The organism is Microvirga terrestris, assembly GCF_015694425.1.
GTDB classification, from domain to species: Bacteria; Pseudomonadota; Alphaproteobacteria; order Rhizobiales; family Beijerinckiaceae; genus Microvirga; species Microvirga terrestris.
In genome coordinates this window covers 30312-43881 of record NZ_JADQDN010000002.1, presented here as the reverse complement: position 1 = coordinate 43881, position 13570 = coordinate 30312, and the positions used below count along the sequence as shown (strand labels likewise).

The 13570-nt window shown below is 64.9% G+C and carries 15 protein-coding genes; 10 read left to right on the top strand and 5 right to left on the bottom strand.

The window, feature by feature from the left end:
* Nucleotides 1–93: 93 nt before the first annotated feature.
* The 3 genes from I2H36_RS04305 to I2H36_RS04295 form a co-directional block, all read right to left on the bottom strand.
* Nucleotides 94–1182, bottom strand: coding sequence for a TRAP transporter substrate-binding protein (locus I2H36_RS04305; protein ID WP_196262653.1), 1089 nt, complete (start codon nucleotides 1180–1182; stop codon nucleotides 94–96).
* A gap of 136 nt (nucleotides 1183–1318) precedes the next feature.
* Entirely contained in the window at nucleotides 1319–2815 is a 1497-nt protein-coding gene (locus I2H36_RS04300) for a sensor histidine kinase (RefSeq protein ID WP_210330949.1), read from the bottom strand.
* Nucleotides 2816–2925: 110 nt separating this feature from the next.
* On the bottom strand, nucleotides 2926–3120 hold the full coding sequence (locus I2H36_RS04295; RefSeq protein WP_196262651.1) for a hypothetical protein: 195 nt from the start codon (nucleotides 3118–3120) through the stop codon (nucleotides 2926–2928).
* A gap of 159 nt (nucleotides 3121–3279) precedes the next feature.
* Here I2H36_RS04295 and I2H36_RS04290 point away from each other — a divergent pair, with 159 nt between their 5' ends.
* On the top strand, nucleotides 3280–4314 hold the full coding sequence (locus tag I2H36_RS04290) for an endonuclease/exonuclease/phosphatase family protein (RefSeq protein WP_196262650.1): 1035 nt from the start codon (nucleotides 3280–3282) through the stop codon (nucleotides 4312–4314).
* Between the two features lie 59 nt (nucleotides 4315–4373).
* On the opposite strand, the gene I2H36_RS04285 is transcribed toward I2H36_RS04290, so the two are convergent.
* A complete protein-coding gene (locus I2H36_RS04285; protein WP_196262649.1) occupies nucleotides 4374–4727 on the bottom strand; it encodes a hypothetical protein in 354 nt (117 codons plus the stop codon).
* Nucleotides 4728–4729: 2 nt separating this feature from the next.
* Entirely contained in the window at nucleotides 4730–5077 is a 348-nt protein-coding gene (locus I2H36_RS04280) for a hypothetical protein (protein ID WP_196262648.1), read from the bottom strand.
* A gap of 227 nt (nucleotides 5078–5304) precedes the next feature.
* Here I2H36_RS04280 and I2H36_RS04275 point away from each other — a divergent pair, with 227 nt between their 5' ends.
* The 9 genes from I2H36_RS04275 (at nucleotide 5305) to I2H36_RS04235 (ending at nucleotide 13561) form a co-directional block, all read left to right on the top strand.
* Nucleotides 5305–6402: a helix-turn-helix transcriptional regulator gene (locus I2H36_RS04275; RefSeq protein ID WP_196262647.1), complete on the top strand. Its 1098-nt coding sequence runs from the start codon at nucleotides 5305–5307 to the stop codon at nucleotides 6400–6402.
* Nucleotides 6403–6831: 429 nt separating this feature from the next.
* Complete coding sequence (locus I2H36_RS04270) at nucleotides 6832–7383, top strand: hypothetical protein (protein ID WP_196262646.1); 552 nt, start codon at nucleotides 6832–6834, stop codon at nucleotides 7381–7383.
* On the top strand, nucleotides 7328–8644 hold the full coding sequence (locus I2H36_RS04265; RefSeq protein ID WP_425523272.1) for a DNA-packaging protein: 1317 nt from the start codon (nucleotides 7328–7330) through the stop codon (nucleotides 8642–8644). The genes I2H36_RS04270 and I2H36_RS04265 overlap by 56 nt, the downstream gene beginning before the upstream one ends.
* Before the next feature lie 737 nt (nucleotides 8645–9381).
* Complete coding sequence (locus tag I2H36_RS04260; RefSeq protein WP_196262645.1) at nucleotides 9382–10551, top strand: phage portal protein; 1170 nt, start codon at nucleotides 9382–9384, stop codon at nucleotides 10549–10551.
* A 507-nt stretch (nucleotides 10552–11058) separates the two neighbouring features.
* On the top strand, nucleotides 11059–11259 hold the full coding sequence (locus tag I2H36_RS04255) for a hypothetical protein (RefSeq protein WP_052003580.1): 201 nt from the start codon (nucleotides 11059–11061) through the stop codon (nucleotides 11257–11259).
* Complete coding sequence (locus tag I2H36_RS04250) at nucleotides 11256–11405, top strand: hypothetical protein (RefSeq protein WP_196262644.1); 150 nt, start codon at nucleotides 11256–11258, stop codon at nucleotides 11403–11405. The genes I2H36_RS04255 and I2H36_RS04250 overlap by 4 nt, the downstream gene beginning before the upstream one ends.
* Nucleotides 11402–11938, top strand: coding sequence for an HK97 family phage prohead protease (locus I2H36_RS04245; RefSeq protein WP_196262643.1), 537 nt, complete (start codon nucleotides 11402–11404; stop codon nucleotides 11936–11938). The genes I2H36_RS04250 and I2H36_RS04245 overlap by 4 nt, the downstream gene beginning before the upstream one ends.
* 108 nt (nucleotides 11939–12046) lie before the next feature.
* Nucleotides 12047–12250: a hypothetical protein gene (locus tag I2H36_RS04240; RefSeq protein WP_196262642.1), complete on the top strand. Its 204-nt coding sequence runs from the start codon at nucleotides 12047–12049 to the stop codon at nucleotides 12248–12250.
* A 72-nt stretch (nucleotides 12251–12322) separates the two neighbouring features.
* Nucleotides 12323–13561 carry a phage major capsid protein gene (locus tag I2H36_RS04235; RefSeq protein WP_196262641.1) on the top strand — a complete coding sequence of 413 codons (1239 nt, stop codon included), beginning with the start codon at nucleotides 12323–12325 and terminating at the stop codon, nucleotides 13559–13561.
* The last annotated feature ends 9 nt before the right edge of the window (nucleotides 13562–13570 follow it).

The window sequence follows — 13570 nt, the reverse complement described above, 5'->3', positions numbered from 1 at the left end:
GCAACCGGTGAGCCGACTCAGGTAAGCATGTTTTCCGCAATAAAAAAGGGCGATCCTGCGACCGCCCTTTCTTCATAGTCGCTGAACTGAAGATCAGCCGCGGGCGCGGGCCCGGATCATGAAGGTGTCGAAGGCGTATTCGGCCACTTGGAACCAGAGGTATTCCTCGTTGCGGAAGCCGCGGACGCTCTCGTAGATCTTCTTGAAGTCGGCATTCTTGCCCGAGACCTCGTCATAGACCTCGTTGGCGGCCTTGTAGGCGGCCTCGAGGATCTCCTGCGAGAACGGACGCAGCTGCGTGCCGGCACCGAGCAGACGGCGCAGGGCGGCCGGGTTGCGGGCATCGTACTTGGCCAGCATGTCGTTGTTGGCGTAGCTCGAAGCCGTGGTCAGGATGGCCTGATACGCCTTGGGCAATTCTTTCCATTTTGCCTGGTTCACGAACAAGTGGATCGACGGGCCGCCTTCCCAGAAGCCGGGATAGTAGTAGTACGGCGCCACTTTCGAGAAGCCGAGCTTCTCGTCGTCGTAGGGGCCGACCCACTCGGCGGCGTCGATGGTGCCGCGCTCGAGCGACGGATAGATGTCGCCGCCCGGGATCTGCTGCGGCACGACGCCGAGCTTCGCCATCACCTGACCGGCGAGGCCGGCGATGCGCATCTTGAGGCCCTGCAGGTCCTGAACGGTCTTGATTTCCTTGCGGAACCAGCCGCCCATCTGCACGCCGGTGTTGCCGGCCGGCATGCCGTACAGGTTGTGCTTGGCGTAGAACTCGTTCAGCAGGTCGTTGCCGCCGCCATGATAGAGCCAGGCGTTCTGCTGGCGGGCGTTGAGGCCGAAGGGCAGGGCGGTGCCGATGGCGAAGGTCGGGTCCTTGCCGAAGTAGTAGTAGGAGCAGGTGTGGCCCAGCTCGACGGTGCCGCCGCCGACAGCGTCGGCGATCTGCGGGGTACCGACGATTTCACCCGCCGCGAAGGGCTGGATCTGGAACTTGCCGTCGGTGGCTTCCGACACGTACTTGGCGATGGTTTCAGCCGCGCCGTAGATGGTATCGAGGGACTTCGGGAAGCCGGACTGCAGGCGCCACTTTACCTCGGGAGCCGACTGGGCGATCGCCGGAGCGGCCACCGCGGTCGAGGCGGCGCCGACCGCCGTTGCCTGCAAAAACTGACGACGTTTCATATACTAACTCCTCCCTCTGGGGTCGTGACTTCGTCACTTGCGCCCTATTGACACCAAATCGGGTTCCCTCCGCAAGAACCCTCGGGCCGCTATCGACTAATGATCTATGCGCCTCTTGAAAACCGGTTCGGTCTGCTCACGAAAGAGGCACGTCGATCGTGCAGACCACCCCTTCAGGCCGGTAGATCAGGCGAACCTCGCCGTTGAGCTCGCGGGCGAGACCGTCTTGGATCAGGCGCGAGCCGAAGCCCTTGCGCGATGGCGGGGAAACGGGCGGCCCGCCATACTCCTCCCAGTTCATGACGAGCCGCGGGCCGGGTGCGGCCTCAACCGTTGACCAGGACACCAGGACCTGGCCTTCGGCAGCGCCAAGGGCGCCGTACTTGGCCGCATTCGTGCACAGTTCGTGCATGGCCATGGAAAGGCTCAGTGCCATGGAGGGCGTCACGCGAAGGTCCTGCCCTTCGAGCCGGATCCGGCTGCCATCGTCCGAGGGGTCCCGGTAGGGATCGAAGGCCTGGGCGACGAGTTCGACCAAGCCTGCGCCTTCCCAGTTTTCCCGGGTGAGTATGTCGTGGCCCCGGGCCAGCGCGAAGAGTCGGGCCTCGAAAGCGGCGTAGAGGGCGGGCAGGTCCCGCGCCTCGCTGGCCCCTCGCACCCGGAAACTCTGGGACGCCAGGGACTGTACGGTAGCCAGGGTGTTCTTCACCCGGTGGTTCAGCTCGTTGAGCAGAAGTCGCAGGTGCTCCTCCGACCGCTTGTGGTCGGTGATGTCGATCTGGATGCCGTCCCAGACGATACCGCCATTCTCCAGCCGCCGCGGCGTCGTGATGATGCGGTGCCAGCGCGTCTCGCCGGTCCTGGCATGCTGCATCTCAACCTCCTCCTGGCATTCGGTGAGGGTGCGAAGGCTCTCCAGCCGCCGCGCGAGCATGCGCTCGCGGTGATGCGGCAGCACGAGGCTGTAGAGCAGATCCGGATTGGACTGCGCTTTCTCCACAGGGACACCCGTGAGGATCTCGCAGGTCTTCGAGACATAGAGCACCTTGCGCTCGTGATAGTCCGCAGAATGGCTGGTCTGATAGAACATGCAGGCGGGCGCATTGTTGGCCAAGGCGCTCAGGCGCGCCTCGCTGGCGCGCAGCTCCTCCTCGGCTCTGCGCCGCTCCGTCCAGTCGCGAAAGCTGACGCCGATGCCGCCGTTATAGGGGAAGACATGGAATTCCAGGTGGCGCCCGGGTCGCCCGACGGCCTCGCCTTCGAAGGACAGAGGGTGGCCTGAGAGGAAGACCCCCTCGTAGCGGCCACGCAGGTCGGTACCCTCGGATTCGGGAAACACATCCCAGATCACCTTGTGGAGCATCGCCTGTCGGGGAAGGCCGAAATAGGTTTCCGCCGCCCGGTTGATGTAGCTGAAACGCCAATGCGCGTCGAGGGAGTAGAAGGCATCGCCGATGCCCTCCAGAACCACGGCAAGCTGGGCATTGACCTTGGCTTCGACCGTGCGGGCGAGAGCCTGCTGCAGAGCATCGTTCAATGCTCCGCGCGGGCTGGCGGAGATGGAAGCCACGAGATCGTTTGTGAGCTTCTCCAGATCGATGGATGCAGTCAGGGCCGGGTTGGGCATGTTCATGATATGAAACATAATCACGGTTTCACATCATGGGCAATGTGCCTCCATGCCGTTCGGGCAGGTTTTGGAGCTCACGGTGCGAATCCGCACACCGCTACCGTTCAGGTCGGTCAGGATTCGGTCTGAACGGAGGTCTTTTCGAACGAAGGATTCTTTGGAATGCTGAAGGCTTCGGCGGCGCAGATCAGGGTGAACAGGGCGATGACGCCGACGATCTCGGCGAAGCTGACAAGCGTGGAAGACTGATCGCCCACGTAGGCGAACGCGCCCGAAACGAGCGCGACAACGACAGCCCAAAACATCATGGGCCTTCTCCCCGGCTAAGCTTATTGCGGCTACACAACGCCCACCTAGACGAAAAGTTCCTAAAGCCAAGCTAAAAAATTTCTTGGATGTCGGTCTTTCGGCATGCGGCGTTATTCCACCATGAGGAAGATCCATGACGGTTTTTTGAAGGCCTGTCCATGCGCGCCCTGATCGCCCGGTTCGTGTCTGACCTCGAGCCCCCGGACAGCATTGTGCTGGAGGACGCCCGGCAGGCATCCACGCTAGGGCAAAAGGCCGTCCACGGGAGCCTGCTCGAGCGCATCCCCGCCCTGCACGCCGTCGAGCATTCTCCGCCCGCTAACCCGCGGCCGTGGCCCGGCTCCATCAGGATCGCAGCGTTCAACGCGCAGCGCCTCAAGGACAGGCGGGCGACCCGGCATCTCATGCGGCAGGCCGGTGCGCAGGTGACGCTGCTGAGCGAGGTCGATCTCGGCATGGCGCGATCCGGCAACGCCCACACCATTCGGGACCTGACCGCCGGAACTGGGGACGGCTATCTCTACGGGGCTGAGTTCGCCGAACTCGACCTCGGCAGCGCGGACGAGGTCGCGCAATGCGCCGGTCAACGCAATGCAAGCGGCCTGCACGGCAATGCCATCGTGACGGGCCTTGCCCTGGAGCACCCCTGGCTGATCCCGCTCGAGGAGAACGGCCTGTGGTTTCCCGGCATCGACGGCCTCCAGAGGCGCGTCGGCGGGCGCATGGCACTGGCCGCCCGCGTGGCCGAGGCGCCCCGGCCGCTATGGATCGTGAGCACGCATCTCGAGAGCAAGTCCGATCCGGCCGACCGCCTGATGCAGATCGAGGCCCTGCTGCGCGCGCTCGACGTCATCGCTCCTGATGAGGCCTGCGTGATCGGCGGCGACTTCAACACCAAGGCCCTGCCGCGCGGCGAGGGCGAGCGGCCTCTCCTGCTGGAGGCGCCCGAGCGCTTCGAGCCGCTCTTCGCCAGCCTGCGCAAGGCCGGTTTCGAATGGCAGCACGCGAACCTCCCGCTGCCAACACAGACGCCCGGCCCGACGAACAAGCCCGCGCCGCCCTTCGGCAAGCTCGACTGGTTCGTGGTGCGCGGGTGTGAGGCGTCAAACCCTCAGGTCATCTCAGCGGTCGACGAGCTGGGCAGGGCGGTGTCGGACCACGAGATGATCGCGGTGGATCTGAGGATCGCTTGAACACGGGCGCGGTAGGGATCAGAAGCGATTTGGACCAACTACAACTTGGTCGACCGGTCTCAACGTTGATCCGGCTGCGCGCCGATCCCCGCGCTCGCGCCGGCCGTTGTCGGGTTGTGTCGGTGCCGTCCGAACATCGCGCGCTTCCAGGCCGTCAGGCTCACGATGGCGACACAGCACAACGTGTTCGCGACAAAGACCGCCGCCATGCGCCAGTCATCCACCACCAGGACCGCATAGGCGACCGTGGACAGATGGGATACGCCGAACAGAGTCCAGGTCGCGTAGGAGATGGCCACGGCGCCCTGCGTATCCCGGCTGATCTTCACGATCTGCGGCAGATAGGCGAAGACCCGGGCCGTGTTGCAAACGGTGAACACGACCAGGGCCGCCTCGGCGGGTGTGACCGGCATGGTCAATCTGCGGCATGCGCGCTGAAGGGGCAGTAGGACATGACCTCGTCCTGGGTCGTCATGATTCTCTGTGCAACCCTGTTGAGCGTATCGGCCCCGAAGCGATCATACAGGGAGGCTGCGGCTATGCGAGGCTCGTTCACGTAGCTGCGGCCCACGAGATGCAGGGCGGCGGCGCCTTCTTCGGAGCCGAACTTGCTCGTGTAGTACAAGCCCTGGCACCGACAGCCGGACAGGTCGGAATCGGCGATGGACCTGCATTCGCCCTCGACGTCGAGCGTGGTCTCGGCGGCGTTCGCCGTCGTTGCCGTCATGGCAATGCCGAACATGATGATGAGCGCACGGTTCATTAGCTTGCTCCTTGGCAGCCCGCATCGTTGGATCGAAGGGACGCCGTAAGGCTGCTCCCATCGTGGGCCGAGTTTCGAATCAATCGGTGAGCGCTCGTCGATCATGATGCTGCGCGCGGCTCTGCACGTCCTCCTCCATTTGGGGGAGGGACGTGGATTCGGTCTCGGAGTAGGCTTCAAGCCAGGTGCTTGCGCCCCTGTCGGCGTGGCCTGCTTCGGGGGAATCCATGAAGCCGTACGAAGCCTTCTCCGATCTAATCGGCCGCATCTACGACTGCGCGCTCGATACGCGTTTGTGGCCAACAGTCCTGGGGGAAATCGCGGACGCTCTCGGCGGCATCATGGGGGACCTGTCGGTGGTCCATCCGCTCGAGCCGAGATTGATCGTGGCGGCCATATACAACTGGCCGGACGACCTTGTTGAACGTGTTGCAGCCAGCGCCCCGATCAACCCGACCCTTTCCATCGGATTGACGTCTCCTCTGTGTGAGCCGCTCTGCACCACCCGGGATTATCCCGAACTCCACCAGAGCCGCTACTGGCGAAACTGCTTTGCCGAGCGCGGGCTGTACGACTATGTCCTCGCACCGTTGACGCGAACCGTCACCAGCTTCTCCTCCTGGGGAGTCGTGGGCAGCGAGGCCAAGGGGCCCTTCACGGATCAGGACCTTGAACTCGCTCGACTGCTCTCGCCGCACATCAAGCGTGCGGTCGCGATCTCCGGTGTCATCGGGCATCAGAGGGTGGAGGCCGGCACCCTGCGCGCCGCTCTCGAAGCCCTGGCAACGCCCGCCATGATCATCGAACCCGACGGCACCATCCGGTTCCGCAACCGGGCCGCCGACGAGGAACTCGCCTCCCAGCGGGCGCTGCGCGAGCACAATGGCGCTCTCAGGGCAATGACGCCCGATGCGGCGAAGCTGCTGGCCGGACTGTCGCTCTCAAGCGATCACCGGATGCGGAGAGGATTCGATGCCTTCCTGACCGACACGGCAGGGCGAACCCTGCACGCCACCTGGGCTCGGTTGGAACAGGCAGGAGAGGAGATCGGCAGCCCCATCATGCTGCTGCTGCGCGAGCCTGAAACCGCGCTCATGACGCCCTTGGCGAGCGCCGCCTCCCTATATCACCTCACGACGGCCGAGATCCAGGTGCTCGGGCAGGTTCTGCAAGGGCACGCCCTTGCGGATGTTGCGGACCTCCTCGGCCTCGCCCGCTCGACGGTAAAGACGCATCTCGACGCGATCTACCGCAAGACCCAGACCAACCGGCAGGCCGAGCTGGTCTCCCGGATCATGAGCCTAGCCTCTCCGCTCAAGTCCTGACCGGAAGCCTTCCGGTCCCCAAAAGCGTTCGTCGGCGAGTGCAGGAGGCGGAAGCGGTAGAGAGCATTTCGACGATTTTGCATGCTGCACCGACATGCTCCGGCGGGATGCCGACGTCCGGTGAGAAGTATGGAACCGAAGAAAAGTTTCCTGTTTATCGCCCTCTTGTTCTATGTCTGGCCCCTGAAAGTGAGACATTGTCCATTCTTTCCTGGGCTTTCCGGAACATCTGTGGACGAGCTTGCGCGATCCCCCCACCGGAGCGAACCATCAGCCGTCGCAGAATTCATCTTGACAGCGTGACGCTCTTAGAGTACAAAACGTGAACACTGACGAAGTGTGAATGAAGAGCCCCCGCCCGCATCCGCTGCGTCAGCAAACCTCCACCGCCCAGCGACCCCGCTCGGGCGGTTTTTTGTTGGCTTCTTCATGGTCCAGAGAATTGAGATCACCGACGAGCAGAGGCAGCAAGCCTGGGAGTTCTATACCCGCGAGCCGAAGATGAGCTTGCCCGAGATCGAGCGCTACCTCGGTGTCGGCAGCAATACCTTCCTGCGGATGCGCAGACGCTGGGGCTGGCCGTCGCGTCAGGGCGCCAGCATAGAGAAAGCCTCAGGCACGGCCGTGAAAGATGACGGTGCTCCCGCTCACATCGCCACGATCGCGGCCGCTTCGGTGAACGACGCCGCCCGCGCCTTGGCGCAGGCGACGCGGGTGCAGATCGATGCGCTCATGGACGAGCAGCGCAGGGGCCAGGCCAAGGATCACGACAAGACCGCCCGCAGGCTCGCGTCTTACGCCAAGACGCTGGCAGCCGCGCGGGCGCTTCTGGAACAGGAAAGTTCATCGCTCGATGATACCGAGCCCCATGACAACAAACCCCGGCGCAGCCTGCACGAACTCCGCGAGGAGCTTGCTCGCCACCTTGACCGGGTTATCGCGGAGGAAGAGTCTCGCGGACGCGACGGCCTCCTTATCTGAGGCCGAACTCAGCAGCATTCTCCGCTTCTGGCCGATCCGCTGCCGGCCCGAGCAGCGCCTGCCGGGCCTGGCCCGGCACCACGGCCCCTGGACGATCTGGCTCATCCTCGGCGGACGCGGCGCGGGCAAGACCCGCACCGGTGCCGAATGGGTGCGCGGCATCGCGCTGGGCGATCCCGATTTCGGGACAAGCGCCTCGCGGCGCATCGCGCTCGTAGGCGAGACCTTTGCGGATGCGCGCAACGTGATGGTGGAGGGGCCGGCCGGCATCCTCGCTGCTCATGCGCGCCATGAGCGGCCCACCTGGTCGCCCTCGCTGCGCAAGCTCGAATGGCCGAACGGCGCGGTGGCGCAGGTGTTCTCGGCGGAGGATCCGGACAGCTTGCGCGGCCCGCAATTCGAGGCCGCCTGGGCGGACGAACTCGCCAAGTGGCGGCACGTGGAAGAGACCTGGGACATGCTGCAGTTCGGCCTGCGTCTCGGCGCCCATCCGCGCCAGATGGTGACGACCACGCCGCGGCCGATTCCGATCCTGAAACGCCTGCTCGGCGATCCGCACGTGGCGGTGTCGCGGGTGCGGACCGCCGAGAATGCGGAGAACCTGGCGCCAGCCTTTCTCGACACGGTGGTGCGCCGCTATGCGGGCACGCGGCTCGGGCGGCAGGAATTGGATGGCGACATCATCGAGGATCGTCCCGATGCGCTCTGGACCCGCGACGTGATCGAGAGCAATCGCATCGACGCGGCGCCATCCCTCAGGCGCATCGTCGTGGCGGTCGATCCGCCGGCCTCGTCGTCGAAACGCGCCGATGCCTGCGGGATCGTCGCGGCCGGCGTGGACGAGGGCGGCACGGCCTATGTGCTGGAGGATGCGAGCGCCTCAGGATTGAAGCCGCCCGAATGGGCCGCAAAGGCGGTGGCGTTGTACCGACGATTGCAGGCCGACGCGCTCGTGGTCGAAACGAACCAGGGCGGCGAGATGGTGGGCAATGTGATCCGCGAGGTCGACCCGTCCGTGCCGGTGGTGAGCGTGCATGCGACGCGGGGCAAGTATCTTCGCGCCGAGCCGGTCTCCGTGCTCTATGCCCAGAACCGCGTGCGCCATGTGGGCGCGCTGCCGGAGCTGGAGGACGAACTCTGCGATTTCGGCCCCGGCGGCCTCACCTCGGGCCGCTCGCCCGACCGCATGGACGCGCTCGTCTGGGCGCTCACCGAGCTGATGCTGCGCGAACGCCGCGCGCCGCGGGTGAGGGTGTTGTGAAAAAGAACGCCCCAGCCGAAGGGTGGTGTTCACGCACATCTCCAGCCGGGGCGCCGTGGCTACCGTAGGGGCAACAAGTAAAGCCACTCGGCATAAGCTAAGCCGTTGAAAAAAATCCTCAAGGCTCCTGACGGGGTGAGTCTTTTGCGCCGGCCTGGCTCGGAAGAGATATTCGGGCTGCAGGGCCGGGGCGGACGGCAGTCCGTCCGTGCCGATCCGCCCCGCCATCTGCCTCGTACCGCCCTTTTAAAGGCGGCAGAGCTCAAGAAAATCATGGTCGCGCCAGCCGATCCGAGGGAAACGGCCCGGCTGGCGCGTGAATGTCGCCGGATGCCCCGCAACATCTTGAGATTACCTTGGGGTATGTGACGCGCCAATGACGAACGCAGCGAACCTGCATCCTTTGCGGTCACCGGCTGCGGAAGTTTGCGGCAGTCTGGATCGACGTGAAGCACCGCTGTCATCCCCGGCGGCCGTAAGGCCGGGAAGGGGATTCATTCATGCGCTCGGCCCTGTGGATTCCCTTCCCCTGCGATGGCTGCGCCATCTCCGGCCGGGAATGACACCCTCTCGCGTCATCACCGGCCTTGTGCCGGTGATCTCGATCGTATGGAGCGCCGCGTCTCTTTGCGTCGGGATGGCCGGGACTGATCTCCTGATCAAATCCGGGGACGGCCATGACGGGGAGGAATGCTGGGCGCCTCACTTTTCACGCCTCATCAAGGCAGGACCTCTACATGCTGAACCGATTGACCCGCTGGCTGCAAGGATCGCCGGAGGCTAAGGCCTCGCGGGCGCAGGGCGCCATTGCGCTCTATGTCGCCGGGCGTCCCGTGTGGACGCCGCGCGATTATGGGGCGCTCGCCCGCGAGGGATTCCAGAAGAACGCCATCGTGCATCGCGCCGTGCGGCTGGTGAGCGAGGCGGCGGCGTCGCTGCCGCTGGTGCTCATGAGCGAGGGCAGGGAGCTTCCGTCGCATCCACTGCTGTCGCTGCTGTCGCGGCCCAATGCGCGGGATGGTGGCCAGCGCTTTCTCGAGAGCCTCTACGGGCACCTGATGGTGTCCGGCAACGCCTATGTGGAGGCAGTGAGCCTCGACGGCGCGCCGCACGAACTGCACGCGCTGCGTCCCGACCGCATGCGTGTGGTGCCCGATGCCGATGGCTGGCCGGCGGCTTACGAATATGCGGTCGGCACGCAGGCCGTGCGCTTCCCGATCCGGGATGAAGTCTTGGCGCCGATCCTGCATCTGACGCTGTTCCATCCGGCGGACGATCATTACGGATTGTCACCGATGGAGGCGGCCGCCACCGCGCTCGACATCCACAACGCAGCGGGCGCCTGGAACAAGGCGCTTCTCGACAACGCGGCGCGTCCCTCCGGCGCGCTCGTGGTCGGTGGCGCGACGCTGACCGATGCGCAGTTCGACCGGCTGAAGGATGAACTGGAAACCAATTACCAGGGCGCCGGCAATGCGGGCCGTCCGCTGCTTTTGGAGGGCGGCCTCGACTGGAAGCCGCTCTCGTTGTCGCCCAAGGACATGGACTTCGTGGAAGCGAAAGCCGCCGCCGCGCGGGAGATCGCGCTTGCCTTCGGCGTGCCGCCGCTGCTGCTGGGCCTGCCCGGTGACAGCACACACGCCAACTACGCCGAGGCCAACCGCGCCTTCTATCGCCAGACCGTAATCCCGCTGGTGAAGCGCACGGCCGAGGCGCTCGCCCACTGGCTCGCGCCGGCCTATCGCGAGACGCTTGTGCTGGAGCCCGACCTCGATGCCATCGAGGCATTGGCCGACGAGCGCGAAAGCCTCTGGCGGCGCGTGTCGGCGGCAGCGTTTCTGAGCGATGACGAGAAGCGCGAGGCGGTGGGGTATGGGCGTGTGGAGGAGAAGGGGAAGGGGAGGTAGGGATGAGTGCGCAGTAATGAGCTTCTCAAGATGTCATCACCGGCCCTGTGCCGGTGATCTCGCCTCGATGAGGCGCGGCGCTCTTCCTAAGCGGGATGGCCGGGACAAGCCCGGCCATGACGTAGTGGGTGTCATCCCGGACGTAGCGCAGCGGAGATCCGGGATCGCATGACGAGTGTGGCTCCCCTTCACCTCTCCCGGTGTGAGAGGTCAGGATGAAGGGTTGACGTCCTCTCCGGAGAAGCCTGTAACCCATCGCTCCAACTCTCTCCCGACCCAAGTCGGGTGTCCCGACTTAGGCCAATAGCAACGGATCTCGGGAACACCCGAGATCCGGGAGAGGGAGACCCGCGCCAAGTCCCGCATACGATCCCGGATCGGCTTGCGCCGTCCGGGATGACGAATTCCACAGGCTCATTCATAGCGCTCACAGAAGACTTCACGACGGCCCACACTTTTTCGCCTTCGCACTCATCGTTCAACGGAGTTTTTTCACGAGAACAAATCATGAACTCATTTGATCAGATCACCGAGGCCGTCATCCGGCGCGGGGATCTTGCCCATCTGGCCCTGTTCGTCTGGGCCAGCGGGGCATCCGCTTTGCTTGCCATGACCCTGCGCGACCTGTTCGCGGCCAACCGCCGGTTCGATGCGTTCGTGCGCGAGCTGTCCCTGTTCAACCGCCGTCATTCGGGAGATCCCACATGACCCGCCTCTCATCCCGCGCGCCGCGCAAGCCGAAGGCCGCACGGGAGAGCCACACCCGCGCCACGCTCGTGTTCCGCGACTTCGTGCGTCAGCTCGAAAAGCTCGATGCGAAACCACCTCAATCGGCACGCGGGGCGGCGCGATGATGGTTGCCGCACCCACCGTCCGGGAGCGCAAATTCCTGCCCGAGCCCGTGAGCGGCGTCGATACGGATGGCGTGTTCGAAGGCTATGCCAGCCTGTTCGGCGAGGCCGATCTCGGCAAGGACGTGGTCATGCCTGGCGCCTTCCGCGACAGCCTGAAAAAACGCGGCGCCGCTCAGGTGCGCCTGCTGTGGCAGCACGATCCGGCGCAGCCCATCGGGCGCTGGCTCTCCATCGCGGAGGACCTGCGCGGATTGCGCGTGCTCGGCAGGCTCAACCTTGCGGTCGAACGGGCGCGCGACATTCATGCGCTCATGCGCGACGGGGCCGTAGACGGGCTCTCCATCGGCTTTCGCGTCGAGCGGGCCAGGGCTGAGAGGCCCACCGGGCTGCGGCGCCTGGAGCGGCTCGACCTGTGGGAGATCTCGGTGGTGACCTTTCCGATGCTGCCCGGCGCTCGGGTCGAGACCGTGAAGCACGGGGCATATAGGCTCGCTACCCATATTCGCAGCACCTCCGTCAGACTGTTTTCCTGAACCTTGTCCATGGGAGCGCGTTACCTGAGAGCCCGCACGAGCGCGGAGGCTGCGGGCCCTTTCCTCACGTGAGAGGTGTCTGTTCTTCGCTTGTCTCGGGAGGTTCTTATGAAGAAGCTTGCTTTCGTTGCGCTCCTCGGCCTTGCGGCGGCTGCCTGCACGACCACGGAGGAGCGGGTCGGCGGCGCGGCCGTCGGCGCCGGCGTCGGTGCGGTGGCGGGACCGCCCGGTGCGATCGTCGGCGGCGCCGTTGGTGCTGTGACCGGACCGACCGTCGCAAGAACAACCCGGCGCGCAGCTCGCCGTATGTAAGCATTTCCCTCACAGGGAAATAACGGGCCCGCCTCTCGGCGGGCCTTTTTCTTTTCAAATTGATGGATTGATATGAACCCAGTTGTAGACACCAAAGCCGTGTCCGGCGATGTCGCTTCGGCCTTCGATGATTTCGCTCGCGCCTTCGAGGCGTTCAAGGACGCCAACGACACGCGCCTGTCCGAGATCGAGACCAGGCTCGGGAGCGACGTGGTGACGGACGAGAAGCTTGCCCGCATCGATACCGCCCTCGACGACGCCAAGCGCCGCCTCGACCGCCTCGCCCTTGACCGTTCCCGCCCGCCTCTTGGAGGCGGCACGGACACCCCGCGCGATCCGGCTCAAGCCGAGCACAAGGCGGCGTTTCATGGCTATGTCCGTACCGGCGAGGCCGCAGGGCTCAAGCGGCTGGAAGAGAAGGCGCTCTCCGCAGGCTCCGGCCCCGATGGCGGCTATCTCGTGCCCGACAACGTCGAGCGCGAGGTGCTGCGCCGTCTTGCCAATGTGTCGCCGATCCGCGCCATCGCGTCGGTGCGTGTGATCTCCGGCGGGCACTACAAGCGCGCCTTCTCGACCACGGGTCCGGCCACCGGCTGGGTGGGCGAGACGGCAGCGCGGCCTCAGACCGCAAGCCCTACGCTCTCGGAGATGAGCTTTCCAGCCATGGAGCTCTATGCCATGCCGGCCGCGACCCAGACCCTCCTCGACGACGCAGTGGTCGATATCGAAAGCTGGATCGCCGAAGAGGTCGAGTCTGCGTTCGCCGAACAGGAGAGCGCTGCCTTCGTCAACGGTGACGGGTTGAACAAGCCGAAGGGCTTTCTCGCCACCGACAATGTCGAGGAGGAGATCTGGGAATGGGGCCGTCTCGGTACGGTGAACACAGGCGGCGCGAGCTTCCCGGCTTCGAGCCCGTCCGACGTGCTGGTGGACCTGATCTACACGCTGAAATCAGGCTACCGCCAGAACGCCTCTTTCGTGATGAACCGCAAGACGCAGAGCGCGATCCGCCGCTTCAAGGACGATAGCGGCCAGTATCTCTGGGCGCCGCCCGCGAGCATCGGCCAGGCCGCAAAACTCATGGGCTTCCCCGTGGTCGAGGCGGAGGACATGCCGGACATTGGGCTGAACAAATGCGCCATCGCGTTCGGCGACTTTAAGCGCGGTTACCTCATCGTCGACCGCGCCGGCATGCGCGTGCTGCGCGACCCGTATTCCGCCAAGCCTTACGTGCTGTTCTACACCACCAAGCGTGTCGGCGGCGGCGTGCAGGATTATGCGGCGATCAAGCTGTTGAAGTTTGCGGCTTAAACGCGCCAT

Bases quoted from the DNA above. Each gene is read 5' to 3' on its own strand.
- I2H36_RS04305 (WP_196262653.1), bottom strand. From the start codon at position 1,182: ATGAAACGTCGTCAGTTTTTGCAGGCAACGGCGGTCGGCGCCGCCTCG.
- I2H36_RS04300 (WP_210330949.1), bottom strand. From the start codon at position 2,815: ATGAACATGCCCAACCCGGCCCTGACTGCATCCATCGATCTGGAGAAG.
- I2H36_RS04295 (WP_196262651.1), bottom strand. From the start codon at position 3,120: ATGATGTTTTGGGCTGTCGTTGTCGCGCTCGTTTCGGGCGCGTTCGCC.
- I2H36_RS04290 (WP_196262650.1), top strand. From the start codon at position 3,280: ATGCGCGCCCTGATCGCCCGGTTCGTGTCTGACCTCGAGCCCCCGGAC.
- I2H36_RS04285 (WP_196262649.1), bottom strand. From the start codon at position 4,727: ATGCCGGTCACACCCGCCGAGGCGGCCCTGGTCGTGTTCACCGTTTGC.
- I2H36_RS04280 (WP_196262648.1), bottom strand. From the start codon at position 5,077: ATGAACCGTGCGCTCATCATCATGTTCGGCATTGCCATGACGGCAACG.
- I2H36_RS04275 (WP_196262647.1), top strand. From the start codon at position 5,305: ATGAAGCCGTACGAAGCCTTCTCCGATCTAATCGGCCGCATCTACGAC.
- I2H36_RS04270 (WP_196262646.1), top strand. From the start codon at position 6,832: ATGGTCCAGAGAATTGAGATCACCGACGAGCAGAGGCAGCAAGCCTGG.
- I2H36_RS04260 (WP_196262645.1), top strand. From the start codon at position 9,382: ATGCTGAACCGATTGACCCGCTGGCTGCAAGGATCGCCGGAGGCTAAG.
- I2H36_RS04255 (WP_052003580.1), top strand. From the start codon at position 11,059: ATGAACTCATTTGATCAGATCACCGAGGCCGTCATCCGGCGCGGGGAT.
- I2H36_RS04250 (WP_196262644.1), top strand. From the start codon at position 11,256: ATGACCCGCCTCTCATCCCGCGCGCCGCGCAAGCCGAAGGCCGCACGG.
- I2H36_RS04245 (WP_196262643.1), top strand. From the start codon at position 11,402: ATGATGGTTGCCGCACCCACCGTCCGGGAGCGCAAATTCCTGCCCGAG.
- I2H36_RS04240 (WP_196262642.1), top strand. From the start codon at position 12,047: ATGAAGAAGCTTGCTTTCGTTGCGCTCCTCGGCCTTGCGGCGGCTGCC.
- I2H36_RS04235 (WP_196262641.1), top strand. From the start codon at position 12,323: ATGAACCCAGTTGTAGACACCAAAGCCGTGTCCGGCGATGTCGCTTCG.